The organism is Streptacidiphilus melanogenes (assembly GCF_000787835.1).
Classification (GTDB): domain Bacteria; phylum Actinomycetota; class Actinomycetes; order Streptomycetales; family Streptomycetaceae; genus Streptacidiphilus; species Streptacidiphilus melanogenes.
In genome coordinates this window covers 1-15573 of the sequence record NZ_BBPP01000053.1, presented here as the reverse complement: position 1 = coordinate 15573, position 15573 = coordinate 1, and the positions used below count along the sequence as shown (strand labels likewise).

The 15573-nt window shown below is 72.0% G+C and carries 15 protein-coding genes; 12 read left to right on the top strand and 3 right to left on the bottom strand.

All coding sequences use genetic code 11. The features are described from left to right. Window positions 1-105 precede the first annotated feature (105 nt). The 3 genes from tsaB to tsaD are packed head-to-tail and all read left to right on the top strand — an operon-like array spanning window position 106 to window position 2373. Window positions 106-786 (top strand): tRNA (adenosine(37)-N6)-threonylcarbamoyltransferase complex dimerization subunit type 1 TsaB, encoded by a 681-nt coding sequence (gene tsaB / locus TR49_RS34795; protein WP_042389273.1) that lies wholly within the window; start codon window positions 106-108, stop codon window positions 784-786. Next, window positions 783-1307 (top strand): ribosomal protein S18-alanine N-acetyltransferase, encoded by a 525-nt coding sequence (rimI, locus tag TR49_RS34790; RefSeq protein ID WP_042389269.1) that lies wholly within the window; start codon window positions 783-785, stop codon window positions 1305-1307. The genes tsaB and rimI overlap by 4 nt, the downstream gene beginning before the upstream one ends. Next, on the top strand, window positions 1297-2373 hold the full coding sequence (gene tsaD, locus TR49_RS34785) for a tRNA (adenosine(37)-N6)-threonylcarbamoyltransferase complex transferase subunit TsaD (RefSeq protein WP_042389265.1): 1077 nt from the start codon (window positions 1297-1299) through the stop codon (window positions 2371-2373). Before rimI ends, tsaD begins: the two co-directional genes overlap by 11 nt. 6 nt (window positions 2374-2379) lie before the next feature. Here tsaD and TR49_RS34780 read toward each other — a convergent pair whose 3' ends face one another. Beyond that, the gene (locus tag TR49_RS34780; protein ID WP_042389262.1) at window positions 2380-3558 is read right to left on the bottom strand and encodes a class I SAM-dependent methyltransferase; all 1179 of its coding nucleotides are present in this window, start codon (window positions 3556-3558) and stop codon (window positions 2380-2382) included. A 226-nt stretch (window positions 3559-3784) separates the two neighbouring features. Here TR49_RS34780 and groES point away from each other — a divergent pair, with 226 nt between their 5' ends. Continuing rightward, entirely contained in the window at window positions 3785-4093 is a 309-nt protein-coding gene (groES, locus tag TR49_RS34775) for a co-chaperone GroES (RefSeq protein ID WP_042389259.1), read from the top strand. Between the two features lie 94 nt (window positions 4094-4187). Further along, window positions 4188-5822, top strand: a complete 1635-nt coding sequence (gene groL / locus TR49_RS34770) for a chaperonin GroEL (protein ID WP_042389258.1) — start codon at window positions 4188-4190, stop codon at window positions 5820-5822. A gap of 103 nt (window positions 5823-5925) precedes the next feature. Here the strand turns inward: groL and TR49_RS34765 are convergent, their stop codons facing one another. Continuing rightward, complete coding sequence (locus tag TR49_RS34765; protein ID WP_042389254.1) at window positions 5926-6579, bottom strand: MOSC domain-containing protein; 654 nt, start codon at window positions 6577-6579, stop codon at window positions 5926-5928. Window positions 6580-6680: 101 nt separating this feature from the next. Between TR49_RS34765 and TR49_RS34760 the strand changes: the two genes are divergently transcribed. Beyond that, window positions 6681-7586: a LysR family transcriptional regulator gene (locus tag TR49_RS34760; protein ID WP_042389252.1), complete on the top strand. Its 906-nt coding sequence runs from the start codon at window positions 6681-6683 to the stop codon at window positions 7584-7586. A 78-nt stretch (window positions 7587-7664) separates the two neighbouring features. Here the strand turns inward: TR49_RS34760 and TR49_RS34755 are convergent, their stop codons facing one another. Beyond that, window positions 7665-7982 (bottom strand): WhiB family transcriptional regulator, encoded by a 318-nt coding sequence (locus TR49_RS34755; protein WP_042365498.1) that lies wholly within the window; start codon window positions 7980-7982, stop codon window positions 7665-7667. A 464-nt stretch (window positions 7983-8446) separates the two neighbouring features. On the opposite strand from TR49_RS34755, the gene TR49_RS34750 reads away from it, so the two are divergent. The 6 genes from TR49_RS34750 to TR49_RS34725 form a co-directional block, all read left to right on the top strand. After that, the gene (locus TR49_RS34750; RefSeq protein ID WP_030251459.1) at window positions 8447-9058 is read left to right on the top strand and encodes a response regulator transcription factor; all 612 of its coding nucleotides are present in this window, start codon (window positions 8447-8449) and stop codon (window positions 9056-9058) included. A 185-nt stretch (window positions 9059-9243) separates the two neighbouring features. Next, window positions 9244-9864 carry a sigma-70 family RNA polymerase sigma factor gene (locus tag TR49_RS34745; RefSeq protein ID WP_042389249.1) on the top strand — a complete coding sequence of 207 codons (621 nt, stop codon included), beginning with the start codon at window positions 9244-9246 and terminating at the stop codon, window positions 9862-9864. 257 nt (window positions 9865-10121) lie between these two features. Further along, window positions 10122-11624 (top strand): IMP dehydrogenase, encoded by a 1503-nt coding sequence (gene guaB / locus TR49_RS34740; protein WP_042389245.1) that lies wholly within the window; start codon window positions 10122-10124, stop codon window positions 11622-11624. A 99-nt stretch (window positions 11625-11723) separates the two neighbouring features. After that, a complete protein-coding gene (locus TR49_RS34735) occupies window positions 11724-12836 on the top strand; it encodes a GuaB3 family IMP dehydrogenase-related protein (protein ID WP_042389242.1) in 1113 nt (370 codons plus the stop codon). Window positions 12837-13019: 183 nt separating this feature from the next. Continuing rightward, window positions 13020-14729, top strand: a complete 1710-nt coding sequence (locus TR49_RS34730) for a glycerol-3-phosphate dehydrogenase/oxidase (RefSeq protein ID WP_042389239.1) — start codon at window positions 13020-13022, stop codon at window positions 14727-14729. 136 nt (window positions 14730-14865) lie between these two features. After that, window positions 14866-15573, top strand: a 708-nt coding sequence (locus tag TR49_RS34725) for a serine/threonine-protein kinase (protein WP_042389337.1), incomplete at its 3' end; no start/stop codon positions are given.

The following is a 15573-nucleotide window of genomic DNA, read 5'->3' as shown; positions in this document are numbered from 1 at the left end:
CCCGGCCCCAACCCCAGGCGCGGCCGGTGACACCGCCTTCGCCCCCCGGGCCCGGTAGGGCCGGGGGCGGATCGGGCGGCGGTGCGGGCCGACTAACCTGGGACCGTGCTTCTGCTTGCGTTCGACACCGCCACGCCCGCCGTCACGGCCGCCGTCCTGGACACCGGGACCGGTGAGGTCCTGGCCTCCGCCGACCAGATCGACGCGCGGCGTCACGGGGAGCTGCTGCTGCCGACGATCGACGCGGTGCTGCGCGAGGCGGGCGTCGCCAAGGAGGCGCTGGGGGCGATCGCCGTCGGCGTCGGCCCCGGCCCCTACACCGGCTTGCGGGTCGGCCTGGCCACCGCCGCGGCCCTCGGGCACGCCCTCGGCATCCCCGTGCACGGGGTCTGCACCCTCGACGGCCTCGCCCGCGCCGCGCGGGACGGGGGCGCGGTCGACGGTCCGTTCGTGGTCGCCACCGACGCCCGCCGCAAGGAGGTCTACTGGGCCCGCTACGACGCGGACGGCGTCCGCGCCGAGGGCCCGTCGGTGGACCGTCCCGCCGAGATCGCCGACCGGCTGGCCGGGCTGCCGTCCGTCGGCGCGGGCGCGCTGCTCTACCCGGACGCCTTCCCCGGCGCCGTGCCGCAGGGCCCCGCCCACCAGTCCGCGGCCGCGCTCGCCGCCTTCGCCGCCGACGCGCTCGCCTCCGGAGCCGAGCTGCCCTCGCCGAGCACGCCGCTGTACCTGCGCCGCCCGGACGCCGAGGTGCCGAAGAACTACAAGACGGTGCTGCCGTCATGACGACCCAGGCGGAGCGGCGGACCGCCGTGCTGCGCGAGATGCGCTGGTGGGACATCGAGCCGGTGCTGGAGCTCGAGCGTGCGCTCTTCCCCGAGGACGCCTGGTCGGCGGGGATGTTCTGGTCCGAGCTCGCCGACGCCCGGCACGCGCGGGCCACCCGCTGGTACACCGTCGCCGAGGACGCGGACGGCCGAGTCGTCGGCTACGCGGGCCTGATGGCCATCGCCGGCGAGGGCGACGTGCAGACCATCGCCGTCGCCGAGGACCAGTGGGGCACCGGGCTCGGCGCCCGCCTGCTGCAGCGCCTGGTCGACCAGGCCGCCGCCGCCCGCTGCACCGAACTGCTGCTGGAGGTGCGCGTCGACAACGAGCGCGCGCAGCGCCTCTACCACCGCTTCGGCTTCGAGCCGGTCGGCTTCCGCCGCAACTACTACCAACCGTCCGGCGTCGACGCCCTGGTGATGCGCCGTCCGATGACGGAGACGACCGACGAGGAAAGCAAGGAAGACGATGGCCGCTGACGAACCGCTGGTCCTCGGGATCGAGACCTCCTGCGACGAGACCGGCGTCGGCGTCGTCCGGGGCACCACGCTGCTCGCCGACGCCGTCGCGTCCAGCGTCGAGGAGCACGGCCGCTACGGCGGCGTCGTGCCCGAGATCGCCAGCCGCGCGCACCTGGAGGCGATGGTCCCCACCGTCCAGCGCGCGCTGGACCAGGCCGGGATCAAGGCGAGCGACCTCGACGGCATCGCCGTCACCGCAGGGCCCGGCCTCGCCGGCGCCCTGCTCGTCGGCGTCAGCGCGGCCAAGGCCTACGCCTACGCGCTCGGCAAGCCGCTCTACGGCGTCAACCATCTCGCCTCGCACATCTGCGTCGACCAGCTGGAGCACGGGCGGCTGCCCGAGCCGACGATGGCGCTGCTGGTCTCCGGCGGCCACTCCTCGCTGCTGCTGACCGAGGACATCACCAGCACCGTCCGCTCGCTCGGCGCGACCATCGACGACGCGGCGGGGGAGGCCTTCGACAAGGTCGCCCGCCTGCTGAACCTCGGCTTTCCCGGCGGCCCGGTCATCGACCGCTACGCCCGCGAGGGCGACCCGGCCGCGATCGCCTTCCCGCGCGGCCTGACGGGCGCCAAGGATCCCGTGTACGACTTCTCCTTCTCCGGCCTCAAGACCGCCGTGTCGCGCTGGGTCGAAGCCAAGCGCCGCGCCGGGGAGGACGTCCCGGTCCGTGACGTCTCGGCGTCCTTCCAGGAGGCGGTCGTGGACGTGCTGACCCGCAAGGCGGTCCGCGCCTGCAAGGACGAGGGCGTCGACCACCTGATGATCGGCGGCGGCGTCGCGGCCAACTCGCGGCTGCGGGCGCTGGCCCAGGAGCGCTGCGACCGCGCCGGCATCACGCTGCGCGTCCCGCGTCCGAAGCTCTGCACCGACAACGGCGCGATGGTCGCGGCGCTCGGCGCGGAGATGGTCCGGCGCGACCGGGCGCCCTCCGCCTTCGACCTCTCGGCGGACTCCTCCCTGCCGGTCACCGACACGCACGTGCCGGCCTCCCACGACGAGCTGCACCGTCTGGCGGAGTAGGCGGGCCTACCCCGCCTCGACTGCGGCGTGCCCGAGCAGCATGACGGGTGAACCGGCGGCCCGCGTCAACAGCACGACCGCCGAGTTCACCCCCTCAGGCTTGATCTTCTTGCGCAGCTCCTCCGGCTCGATCGCCGAGCCGCGCTTCTTGATCACGAGCGTGCCGATGGCGCGCTCGCGGACCAGCGCCTTGAGCCGCTTCAGGTTGAACGGCAGCACGTCGGTGATCTCGTACGCGGTGGCGTAGGGGGACGGCGTGAGCCGGTCGGTCGTCAGGTACGCGATGGTGGGGTCGATCAGAGTCGCGTTCAGCTCGGCGGCCACCTCGGCGACCAGGTGTGCGCGGATGACGGCCCCGTCCGGCTCGTAGAGGTACCGCCCGACCGGCCCGGCCTCGGGGTCCGGCAGCCGTCCGCCGGTCAGGCTGGTCCCTGCGGGCAGCAGCGTCGCCCGGTGCGGCTCGGCGGCCTTCGTGCCGAACCAGAGCACGGCCTCCTTGACGTCCCCGCTCATCGACACCCACTCCGCCTCGGCGTCGTCGGGCACGGCCTCGTGCGGGATGCCCGGCGCCACCTTGACGGCGCCCACAGAGGCCCCGCGAGCGGCCTCCACGGCCCAGCTGAGCGGCGGGGAGTAGGCCTCCGGGTCGAAGATGCGACCCCGGCCCGCACGGCGCGCAGGATCGACGAAGACGGCGTCGTAGGCAGTCGTGTCGATCGCGGCGACGTCGGCGCAGCGGGTCTCGATCAGGTCGGCCAGCCCGAGCGCCTGCGCGTTCGCGTCGGCGGCGGCGCAGGCCGCCGGGTCGCGGTCCACGGCCAGCACCCTGATGCCCGCCCGCGCCAGCGCGATGGCGTCCCCGCCGATGCCGCCGCACAGGTCCGCCACGGAGGTGACCCCCAGCGCCTTCATCCGCCCGGCCCGCCACTCGGCGACGCCGGTCCGGGTGGACTGCTCGACCCCGTTGGGCGTGAAGTACATCCGCGCCGCGTCCGCCCCGAACTTCGCCGCCGCGCGGCTGCGCAGGCGCGCCTGCGCGAGGGCGGCGGAGACCAGCTTGGCATCGTGCGTGCGCCGCAGCCGCGTCGCGAGCGCGAGCTCCTCGCCGGGCGCGTAGTCGCGCAGCTCGGCCAGGAGTTCCTGGCCCTCGGGCGTCAGGAGGGCGGGGAGGTCTTCGGTGTGCACCCGACCATTGTGGGCGATGGGGCGCCGGCCGAAGACGAAGACGTGGGGCGACGCGTTGGCACTCTGGTTGACCGAGTGCTAAGCGCCGCCTACAGTCGTCGTTGGCACTCTCCACACGAGAGCGCTAAGCGTGAGACGGTACGTCCGGCACCGCGACGACGGGCTTGCCGTGTCTTCACGCCCCAAGACATGTGTACCCCGGATCTCCGAAGGGGGAGGTCGGATCGTGACGACCACCAGCTCCAAGGTTGCCATCAAGCCGCTCGAGGACCGCATCGTGGTCCAGTCGCTCGAGGCCGAGCAGACCACGGCCTCTGGCCTGGTCATCCCGGACACCGCGAAGGAGAAGCCCCAGGAGGGCGTCGTCCTCGCCGTCGGTCCGGGCCGCTTCGAGGACGGTCAGCGTCTTCCGCTCGACGTGGCCGTCGGCGATGTCGTCCTCTACAGCAAGTACGGCGGCACCGAGGTCAAGTACAAGGGCGAGGAGTACCTCGTCCTCTCGGCCCGCGACGTGCTCGCGGTCATCGAGAAGTAAGACCTGACCGCTCAGTCGGCAAAGTCGTGACCCGCCCCGGCAGCCCGTACCACGGGGTCCGGGGCGTGGTCGTTTCGAGAGGGAACCCCTAGGCATGGCCAAGATCCTGCAGTTCGACGAGGACGCCCGCCGCTCGCTGGAGCGCGGTGTCAACAAGCTGGCCGACACCGTCAAGGTGACGATCGGCCCCAAGGGCCGCAACGTCGTCATCGACAAGAAGTTCGGCGCCCCCACCATCACCAACGACGGTGTCACCATCGCCCGCGAGGTCGAGCTGGAGGACCCGTACGAGAACCTCGGCGCGCAGCTCGTCAAGGAGGTGGCCACCAAGACCAACGACATCGCTGGTGACGGCACCACCACCGCGACCGTCCTCGCCCAGGCGCTCGTCAACGAGGGTCTGCGCAACGTCGCGGCCGGCGCCGGCCCGGCGGGCCTCAAGCGCGGCATCGACGCCGCCGTCAGGGCCGTCGCCGAGCACCTGCTCTCCGTCGCCCGCGAGATCGAGGGCAAGGACGACATCGCCGCCGTCGCCGCGCTGTCCGCCCAGGACACCCAGGTCGGCGAGCTCATCGCCGAGGCGATGGACAAGGTCGGCAAGGACGGTGTCATCACCGTCGAGGAGTCGAACACCTTCGGCCTCGAGCTCGAGTTCACCGAGGGCATGCAGTTCGACAAGGGCTACCTCTCGCCGTACATGGTCACCGACCAGGAGCGCATGGAGGCCGTCCTCGAGGACCCGTACATCCTCATCCACCAGGGCAAGATCTCCTCGATCCAGGACCTGCTCCCGCTGCTGGAGAAGATCCTCCAGGGCGGCGCGTCCAAGCCGCTGCTGATCATCGCCGAGGACGTCGAGGGCGAGGCCCTGTCGACCCTGGTCGTCAACAAGATCCGTGGCACCTTCAACGCCGTCGCCGTCAAGGCCCCGGGCTTCGGTGACCGCCGCAAGGCCATGCTGGGCGACATCGCCACGCTGACCGGCGCCACCGTCATCGCCGAGGAGGTCGGCCTCAAGCTCGACCAGGCCGGCCTGGACGTGCTGGGCACCGCCCGCCGCGTGACCGTCACCAAGGACGACACCACCGTCGTCGACGGTGCCGGCTCCACCGAGGAGGTCGCCGGTCGCGTCGCCCAGATCAAGGGCGAGATCGAGACCACCGACTCCGACTGGGACCGCGAGAAGCTGCAGGAGCGCCTGGCCAAGCTGGCCGGCGGCGTCTGCGTCATCAAGGTCGGCGCGGCCACCGAGGTCGAGCTCAAGGAGAAGAAGCACCGCCTGGAGGACGCCATCTCGGCGACCCGCGCCGCGGTCGAGGAGGGCATCGTCGCCGGCGGCGGCGCCTCCCTCGTCCACGCGCAGAAGGTGCTCGACGGCGGCCTGGGCCTGGTCGGCGACGAGGCCGTGGGTGTCGCGGTCGTCCGCCGCGCCCTGGTCGAGCCGCTGCGCTGGATCGCCCAGAACGCCGGCCTCGAGGGCTACGTCATCACCACCAAGGTCTCCGAGCTCGGCGATGTCCGCGAGGGCTACAACGCCGCCACCGGCGAGTACGGCGACCTGGTCAAGGCCGGCGTCATCGACCCGGTCAAGGTGACCCGCTCCGCGCTGGAGAACGCCGCGTCCATCGCCTCCCTGCTGCTCACGACCGAGACCCTGGTCGTCGAGAAGAAGGAGGAGGAGCCGGCCGCGGCCGGTCACTCCCACGGTGGCCACGGGCACTCCCACTGAGCCCTGTCGCTCGTACGGAAGCCCGGCACCCCTCGGGGGGTGCCGGGCTTCCGGCGTTCCCGACGGCCCGTTTCCGGTGGCCGGGTTTCCGTGGTTCAGGCGTTCAGGCGTTCAGGCGCCTGGCGGCGGCGTCGCGGTGGTCCTCCGCCAGGCCCGGAAGGTTCAGCATCAGCGGCAGCACCTCCCGCGCCCGCGAGTGCAGCGCACGGAACACGTCCGCGGAACTCACGCCGTGGTCCGGCCGGTGCACGACGGTGACGGCGTCCCCCGCGCGGATCTCGCCCGGCGTGAGCACCCGCAGGTACGCGCCGGGGCGTGCGCGGTCGGTGAACGTCTTGACCCAACGCTCCCGCTCCATCCACCCGGCGAACGTCCGGCACGGGATGCGGGTCGCGCTCACCTCCAGCAGCAGCGTCTCCCCGATCTGCCACCGCTCCCCGATCAGCGCGTCGGAGACGCGCAACCCGGTCGTGGTCAGGTTCTCCCCGAACATCCCGTTCGGCAGCTCCCGGCCGAGCTCCTCGGCCCACGCGTCGAGCTCCTCACGGGCGTAGGCGTACACGGCCTGGTCCACCCCGCCGTGGTGCCGCACGTCGCAGATCGCGTCCCCGGCCAGGCCGCTGACGCCCTTGTGCTCGGTCGGCGCGGTCACCCGGACGGGACCGTCCACGGGCTTCTTCCCGATGGCGGTCACGCCGGGGTCGGAGTGCACGGTCGGCTCGGGGCGTCCGACGTTGACGGAGAGCAGGGTTCCCATGGCGGTAAGGGTAGGCACTCGCGGTGGTGGGAGCCTCGCCCTTTTCGGGGGCTGCGGCGCACCGCGCCTCAGGACCGCCGCGACCTGCCTATCCTGACCCCGTGATCGAGGCCAGACATCTGCGCGTGCTGCGTGCCGTCGCCCGGCAGGGCAGCTTCTCCGCCGCCGCCCGCGAGCTCGGGCTGACCCAGCCGGCCATCAGCCAGCAGATGAAGGCGCTGGAGAAGTCCGTCGGCACGCCGCTCGTCGTCCGCGTCGGGCGCGGCGTCGCGCTGAGCGAGGCCGGGCGGGTGCTCTCCGAGCACGCCGCGGGCGTCCTCGCCGGGCTCGCGGCCGCCGAGGACGCGGTCGCGGGCATCGCGGGGCTGCAGGCCGGGCGGGTGCGGCTGGTGTCGTTCCCGACCGCGAGCGCGACGCTGGTGCCGGCCGCCGTCGCCGCCGTGCGCGCGCAGGCGCCGGGCATCGAGGTCTCGCTGACCGAAGCTGAGCCGCCCGCGTCCGTGGGCATGCTCCGCGCGGCCGAGTGCGAGCTCGTGCTGGCGTTCCGCTACCCGACGGCGAGGGCGGCGACGGCGGGCGAGTCGGAGGACTGGAGCGACCTCGCCGTCACCGGGCTCCGCCGGGACCCGCTCGTCGCGCTGCTGCCACAGGCGCACCCGCTCGCGGGCGCGCCCGAGCTGCGCGACCTGTCCGCGCTCGCCGCGGAGCCGTGGATCGCCGGGTGCCCGCAGTGTCGCGGACACCTCGTCGACCTGTGCGAGGCCGTCGGCTTCACGCCGCGGATCGACTTCGCGACGGACGACTACCCGGCCGTGCTGGGGCTGGTCGCCGCGGGCCTCGGCGTGGCGGTGCTGCCGAGGCTGGCCCTGGCGGCGACCAGGGCCGACGGGGTCGCCGTCGTACCGCTGGCCGGGGGCGTCTCCCGCGAGATCGTCGCGCTGACCCTGCCGGACCTGGGACGGGTACCGGCGGTCGCACTGATGCTGGAGAAGCTGAAGGGCCTGTAGCAGACAGGCCCCGACCGGCGCGCCGTGAGCGGGCGCGCACGTGAAGAAACGTTCCGTCAGCTCGGTCGTCGATCGGTGTCAGTCGACGGGCAGGAGCGAGAGCGGATCGAGGGTGCGGCGGCGGGCCCGCCCCAGCAGTTCCTCTCGCTCGTCCTCGGTGAGGCCGCCCCAGACCCCGTAGGGCTCACGTACCGCCAGTGCGTGCGACGCGCACTCCGCGCGCACCGGGCACCGCATGCAGACCTCCTTGGCGGACTGTTCCCGCGAGGTCCGTGCGGCTCCGCGCTCTCCCTCCGGATGGAAGAACAGAGAGCTGTCCACGCCGCGACACGCGGCGGAGAGCTGCCAGTCCCACAGGTCTGCGTTCGGGCCAGGGAGCCGTGAGTAGTCGGCCATGGTCGTTGATCCCTTGAGTGGTGCTAGCGATTCAGTACGAACTGATGGAAATATGACTCATGCAGATCTAGCGGACAAGAGGTCATCAGCGTTACATAACGTGCCGATAACCATCAAATCCCATGAAAACGGACTAATCCACCACGTGGCAGGGAAGCGTGTCCTGCATGCGGGTGCACTCGTTGGGCCTAACGACACGCCCGGCGAGGCGCACGGTCGTCGTACGAGCGGCGCATTTGCGCCGGTGCGCACCGCGCGCTGGATGATCCGTAGCGGGTCAAACACGTAGAGTGGTGAAGGCTGCTGCCAGGCCGTAACTCATTCGGGTGACGGTCGTTGGGAGTGCGGAGGCGGCAAACGGCACGGGCGTCGGGGAAGACGCCGGTCCACCGGAGGCCGTGCCGGTGACGATTCGTACCAGCCAGGAGGCTCAAGGTGACGCTCATCAGCTGCGGAGGCGGGTCATGACTTCCGTTCTCGTGTGTGACGATTCCCCGCTCGCCCGCGAGGCGCTGCGTCGCGCGGTCGCGACGGTGCCCGGAGTCGACCGAGTGACCACGGCCACCAACGGTGAGGAGGTGCTCCGCCGCTGGGTGGCGGACCGCTCCGACCTGGTGCTGATGGACGTCCGGATGCCGGGCCTCGGCGGGGTGGAGACAGTCCGGCGACTGCTCTCGGCCGATCCGGGGGCCCGCATCATCATGCTGACGGTCGCCGAGGACCTCGACGGCGTCGCCCTCGCGGTGGCCGCCGGCGCCCGCGGCTACCTGCACAAGGACGCGTCCCGTGCGGAGCTGCGCGCCACGGTCACCCAGGCCCTGGCCGACCCGACGTGGCGGCTCGCTCCGCGCCGGCTGCGCTGCGCGGAGATGGGCGCGGCTCCGACGTTGACGGCTCGTGAGATCCAGGTGCTGGAGGGCATGAGTCATGGCCGCAGCAACGCTGAGATCGGCCGTGAGCTGTTCCTCTCCGAGGACACCGTCAAGACTCACGCGCGTCGGCTCTTCAAGAAGCTCGGCGCCTCCGACCGTGCGCACGCCGTCGCCCTCGGCTTCCGCTGGGGTCTGGTCCGCTGACTGCCGAACCGGCTGGGGGCCTCCCGGGTGGGAGGGGGCATGGCCCGCTTCCCACCCGAGGGCGCACCATGGGGGTGTAGCGCGGAGTCCGGCAGGGCGGGGGTGGTGGTGTGGCGGATAACGTTCCGATGCACAAGTCAGGGTGCGGTGTCACGTTTTCGTCGATGACCAGGCACCATGGACCAGTGCGTGACGACGAGGCGAGCCCCGGCCAGGGGTCAGGTATGCCCATCGGTCCGCTCCTCGAGCACGCGGTGGGCGGCGATCCCGACGCGGTCGACGCGCTCCTTTCGCAGGTCCACCCGCTGGTGCTGCGCTACTGCCGCGCCCGGCTGGTCCGTCTGCCGGGCAGCGCCCGGCACCACGTCGACGACGTGGCCCAGGAGGTCTGCCTCGCCGTGCTGTGCGCGCTGCCGCGCTACCGCGACGAGGGCCGCCCCTTCGAGGCGTTCGTCTACAGCATCGCGGCGCACAAGATCGCCGATCTGCAGCGGGCGGCGATGCGCGGCGGTCCCGCGCAGAGCGTCCCGCTCGGCGAGGAACTCCCCGACACCCCGGACGACGCGCTCGGCCCCGAGGAACGCGCGCTGCTGAGCAGCGACGCCGCGTGGATGCGCGAGCTCCTGGCGCTGCTGCCGGAGCGGCAGCGCGAACTCGTCGTGCTCCGCATCGCCGCCGGGCTGACGGCGGAGGAGACGGGCGAGGTCCTCGGCATGTCCCCGGGCGCGGTCCGTGTCGCCCAGCACCGCGCGCTCTCGCGCCTGCGGGCGCTCGCCGAGAACGGCCCCGAGGGCCTGTCGGCGTAGCTCCGAGGGCGTGGCCGGGTGCCGGTCGACGGGAGGATCGCTCCGGTCAACTGGAGGATCGACCGAAGTCGCGGAATGTGACTGCTACCTCAGTTGTTGCAGACGCGCAAGGGTGCCTCGCGGGGCCCGGTAGAATTAGTCAACGGTGCCGAGCTGCTCACCCACGCGGCCCCCGTAGGCGCCGTGTCGCGTCGGGCGGGTAGGGCCACCAGTCACCCCGTCCCAATGATCCGCGGATCCACTTCGGGAAGGGTGTCATGTCTTACAACGCAGCTGGGGTACCCGACAAGTTCGGCATGCTCGGGCTCACCTACGACGATGTGCTGCTGCTGCCAGGCCCCTCCGAGGTCCTGCCCAATGCCGTGGACACGTCCTCGCGTGTCTCGCGCAATGTGCGGGTGAACATCCCGCTGCTCTCCGCCGCCATGGACAAGGTCACCGAGTCCCGGATGGCGATCGCCATGGCCCGCCAGGGCGGCGCCGGCGTGCTGCACCGCAACCTGTCCATCGAGGACCAGGTCAACCAGGTCGACCTGGTGAAGCGCTCCGAGTCCGGGATGGTCACGGACCCGATCACGGTCTCGCCGGAGGCCACGCTGGCCGACGCCGACGCGCTGTGCGCCAAGTTCCGCATCTCCGGCGTCCCGGTCACCGACGGCGAGGGCCGTCTGCTGGGCATCGTCACCAACCGCGACATGGCCTTCGAGGCGGACCGCAGCCGCCAGGTCCGCGAGGTCATGACCCCGATGCCGCTGATCACCGGCTCGGTGGGCATCTCCGGTGTCGACGCGATGGCGCTGCTGCGCCGCCACAAGATCGAGAAGCTGCCGCTCGTCGACGAGCAGGGCAAGCTCAAGGGCCTGATCACGGTCAAGGACTTCGTCAAGGCCGAGCAGTACCCGAACGCCGCCAAGGACGCGGAGGGCCGTCTGATCGTCGGCGCCGCCGTCGGCGCCTCCGCCGAGGCGCTGGACCGGGCCGTCGCCCTGGCCGAGGCCGGCGCGGACTTCATCGTCGTGGACACCTCGCACGGCCACAACCGCAACGCCCTCAACTGGATGTCGAAGATCAAGTCGTCGATCTCGGCCGACGTGGTCGGCGGCAACGTCGCCACCCGCGACGGCGCCCAGGCGCTGATCGACGCGGGCGTCGACGGCATCAAGGTGGGCATCGGCCCGGGCTCCATCTGCACCACCCGTGTGGTCGCCGGCGTCGGCGTCCCGCAGGTCACCGCGATCTACGAGGCCGCCCTCGCGGCTGTGTCGGCGGGCGTCCCGCTGATCGGCGACGGCGGTCTGCAGTACTCCGGCGACATCGGCAAGGCGCTGGCCGCCGGCGCCGACAGCGTCATGCTGGGCAGCCTGCTGGCCGGCTGCGAGGAGTCGCCGGGCGAGCTGCTCTTCATCAACGGCAAGCAGTACAAGTCCTACCGCGGTATGGGCTCGCTGGGCGCCATGCAGTCCCGCGGCCAGGCCAAGTCCTTCTCCAAGGACCGCTACTTCCAGGGCGACGTCACCTCCGACGAGAAGCTGATCGCCGAGGGCATCGAGGGTCAGGTCGCCTACCGCGGCCCGGTCGGCTCGGTCATCTACCAGCTGGTCGGCGGCCTGCGTCAGTCCATGGGCTACGTGGGCGCCGAGTCGGTCGACGCGATGAAGCGCGACGCGCGCTTCGTCCGGATCACCTCGGCCGGTCTGAAGGAAAGCCACCCGCACGACATCCAGATGACGGTCGAGGCGCCGAACTACTCCTCGAAGTAACCCGCTCATCTCACTGAGGGGCCGCCCAGGCGGCCCCTCAGCCGTTGTGCGAGATACTGACCCTGGCAGTCGCTGAGCACAACCGAGGGAGCAGTTCAGGTGACCGAGATCGAGATCGGGCGGGGCAAGCGGGGCCGGCGGGCGTACGCCTTCGACGACATCGCGGTCGTTCCGAGCCGCCGCACGCGGGACCCGAAGGAGGTCTCGATCGCATGGCAGATCGACGCCTACCGCTTCGAGCTCCCGTTCCTGGCCGCGCCGATGGACTCCGTCGTCTCCCCGGAGCAGGCCATCGCGATCGGTCGCCTCGGCGGCCTCGGTGTGCTGAACCTCGAGGGCCTGTGGACCCGCTACGAGGACCCGCGTCCGCTGCTGCAGGAGATCACGGAGATCAAGGACGAGGCCGTCGCGACCCGCCGCCTCCAGGCGATCTACCGCGAGCCGATCAAGGCCGAGCTGATCACGCAGCGCCTCAAGGAGATCCGCGACTCCGGCGTCGTCACCGCCGCGGCCCTGTCGCCGCAGCGGACCGCCGAGTTCTCCAAGGTCGTCGTGGACGCCGGCGTCGACATCTTCGTCATCCGCGGCACCACGGTCTCGGCCGAGCACGTCTCCAGCGCCGCCGAGCCGCTGAACCTCAAGCAGTTCATCTACGAGCTCGACGTCCCCGTCATCGTCGGCGGCTGCGCGACCTACACCGCCGCCCTGCACCTGATGCGGACCGGCGCGGCCGGCGTCCTGGTCGGCTTCGGCGGCGGCGCTGCGCACACCACGCGGACCGTGCTGGGCATCCAGGTCCCGATGGCCACCGCCGTCGCGGACGTCGCGGCGGCGCGCCGCGACTACATGGACGAGTCCGGCGGCCGCTACGTCCACGTCATCGCGGACGGCGGCGTGGGCTTCTCCGGCGACCTGTCGAAGGCGATCGCCTGCGGCGCCGACGCCGTCATGATCGGCGCGGCGCTGGCCCGCGCCACGGACGCGCCCGGCCGCGGCTTCCACTGGGGCAGCGAGGCCGTCCACGAGGAGCTGCCGCGCGGCAAGCGCGTCGACCTCGGCACGGTCGGCACGACCGAGGAGATCCTGCTCGGCCCCTCGCACACCCCCGACGGCACCATGAACCTCTTCGGTGCCCTCCGCCGCGCGATGGCCACCACGGGCTACTCGGAACTCAAGGAGTTCCAGCGCGTCGAGGTCACCGTCGCCCGGTAGCTCTCGCAGCTCCTGAGGTCGCACCACGGAAGGGGCGCGAGGCGGTGCCGACATGCGGCTCCGCCTCGCGCCCCTTGCCGTACTGCAACTGAGTGTTGCGGCAATCGACCCCGTGCCTTAGCGGGATCCCGCCCGACCGAACGTAGTGTTGATCGGAAGGCCGGGCTATCCCGCGGAGGCGTCATGCGAAGCACCAAGCTGGGTCCCACCGAGCGCGCGGCGGCGCTCGCGCGGCTCGGGGAGCGCGAACTGGACGTGCTCGTCGTCGGCGGCGGCGTCGTCGGTGCCGGGACCGCGCTGGATGCCGCGACGCGTGGGCTGGTGACCGGGCTCGTGGAGGCCAGGGACTGGGCCGCGGGGACCTCCTCCCGGTCCAGCAAGCTGGTCCACGGCGGCCTGCGATACCTGGAGATGCTCGACTTCGCCCTGGTCAAGGAGGCCCTGCAGGAACGCGGGCTGCTGCTGGGGCGGCTCGCGCCGCACCTGGTCAAGCCGGTGCCGTTCCTGTACCCGTTGCAGGGGCGCGGGTGGGAGCGCCCCTACGTCGGGTCCGGCGTGGCGCTGTACGACGCGATGTCCCTCTCCTCCGGGCACGGCCGCGGGCTGCCCCTGCACCGCCACCTCAGCCGGCGTCAGGCGCTGCACCAGGCACCCGCGCTGCGCAAGGACGCGCTGGTCGGCGCGGTGCAGTACTGGGACGCGCAGATGGACGACGCGCGGTTCGTGACGACGCTGGTCCGCACCGCCGCCTCCTACGGCGCGCACGTGGCGAACCGGGCGCGGGTCATCGGGTTCCTGCGCGAGGGCGAGCGGGTGGTGGGGGCGCGCGTGCACGATCTGGAGTCGGGCGGGCAGTTCGTGGTCCGGGCCCGGCAGATCGTCAACGCGACGGGTGTGTGGACGGACGAGACGCAGGCGATGGTCGGCGAGCGCGGCCAGTTCCACGTCCGCGCCTCGAAGGGCATCCATCTCGTCGTGCCGCGGGACCGGATCCACTCCTCGACGGGGTTGATCCTGCGCACGGAGAAGAGCGTCCTGTTCGTCATCCCCTGGGGCCGGCACTGGATCGTGGGGACGACCGACACCGAGTGGACCCTCGACAAGGACCACCCGGCCGCGAGCAGTGCGGACATCGAGTACCTGCTGGAGCACGTCAACAGCGTGCTGGCGGTGCCGCTGACCCGCGAGGACGTCGAGGGCGTCTACGCCGGGCTGCGCCCGCTGCTCGCGGGTGAGTCGGAGGCGACGTCGAAGCTCAGCCGCGAGCACGTCGTGCAGCACGCGGCGCCGGGGCTCGTCGTGGTGGCGGGCGGCAAGTACACCACCTACCGGGTGATGGCGAAGGACGCCGTCGACGAGGTGGTGCACGGCCTCGACCAGAGGGTGGCGCCGTGCTGCACCGACTCCGTCCCGCTGGCCGGCGCGGAGGGTTACCGGGCGCTGTGGAACGCGCGCGGCGAGCTGGCCAGGGAGAGCGGGCTGCACGTGGCCCGGGTCGAGCATCTGCTGAACCGCTACGGTGCGTTGACCGAAGAGGTGCTCGAACTCATCGCCGGTGAGCCAGGGTTGGCGGAGCCGTTGAACGGCGCGGACGACTACCTGCGGGCCGAGGTGGTCTACGCGGCCCGCGCCGAGGGAGCCCGGCACCTCGACGACGTGCTGGCACGCCGCACCCGCATCTCCATCGAGACCTTCGACCGCGGCACCGCGGTCATGGCGGAGGCGGCCGCGTTGATGGCGCCCGAACTCGGCTGGGACGACGCGCAGGTCGAGAAGGAGATCGAGCACTACCGGGTCCGGGTGGAGGCGGAACGGGAGTCGCAGGAGCAGCCTGACGACCTGGCAGCGGACGCCGCGCGTCTGGGAGCCCCGGACATCGTGCCGTTGAAGTAGCGGAGGCATCCTGCGTAGTTGAACCAGCCGAAACGGGGAAGGCGCGTGTTCCCGGGGTTGAACCCCGTGTGCCTACGCTTGCGTCTCTCACGGGATGATGGACGCGACAGCGACAGCGCGGAGGGAACGAACCGGCATGAACGGCGATCAACACCGCGACAAGACTCCGCAGGAGTCCAGCGGGAAGCTCCTTGCGTCGCGGTACCGGCTGGCCGCCGTCCTCGGCCAGGGCGGGATGGGCACCGTCTGGCGGGCCACCGACGAGTTCCTGGGGCGCGAGGTCGCGGTCAAGGAGCTGCGGTTCGCCGCCGGAGTGGACGAGGACGAGCGGCACCGGCTCGTCGCGCGGACGCTGACGGAGGCGAAGGCCATCGCCCGGATCCGGCACAACGGCGCCGTCACCGTGTACGACGTGGTCGAGGAGGACGGCCGGCCCTGGATCGTCATGGAGCTGATCGAGTCCCGCTCACTCAGCGAGGTGATCCGCACCGACGGGGTGCTGCCGCCCCAGCGGGCCGCCGAGGTGGCGCTGGAACTGCTCGGCGTGTTGGCCGAGGCGCACCGCGTGGGCATCCTGCACCGTGACGTGAAGCCGTCGAACGTGCTGATCGGGCACGAGGGCCGGGTCGTGCTCACGGACTTCGGGATCGCCCGCGTGGAGGGGGACCCGTCCGTCACGTCGACCGGCATGCTCGTCGGGGCGCCGTCGTACATCTCGCCGGAACGGGCCAGGGGCGGGGTGCCGGGGCCGCCGGCGGACCTGTGGTCGCTCGGGGCGACGCTGTACGCGATGGTCGTGGGCGTGCCGCCGTACGACAAGGGCTCGGCGCTGTCCACGCTGACC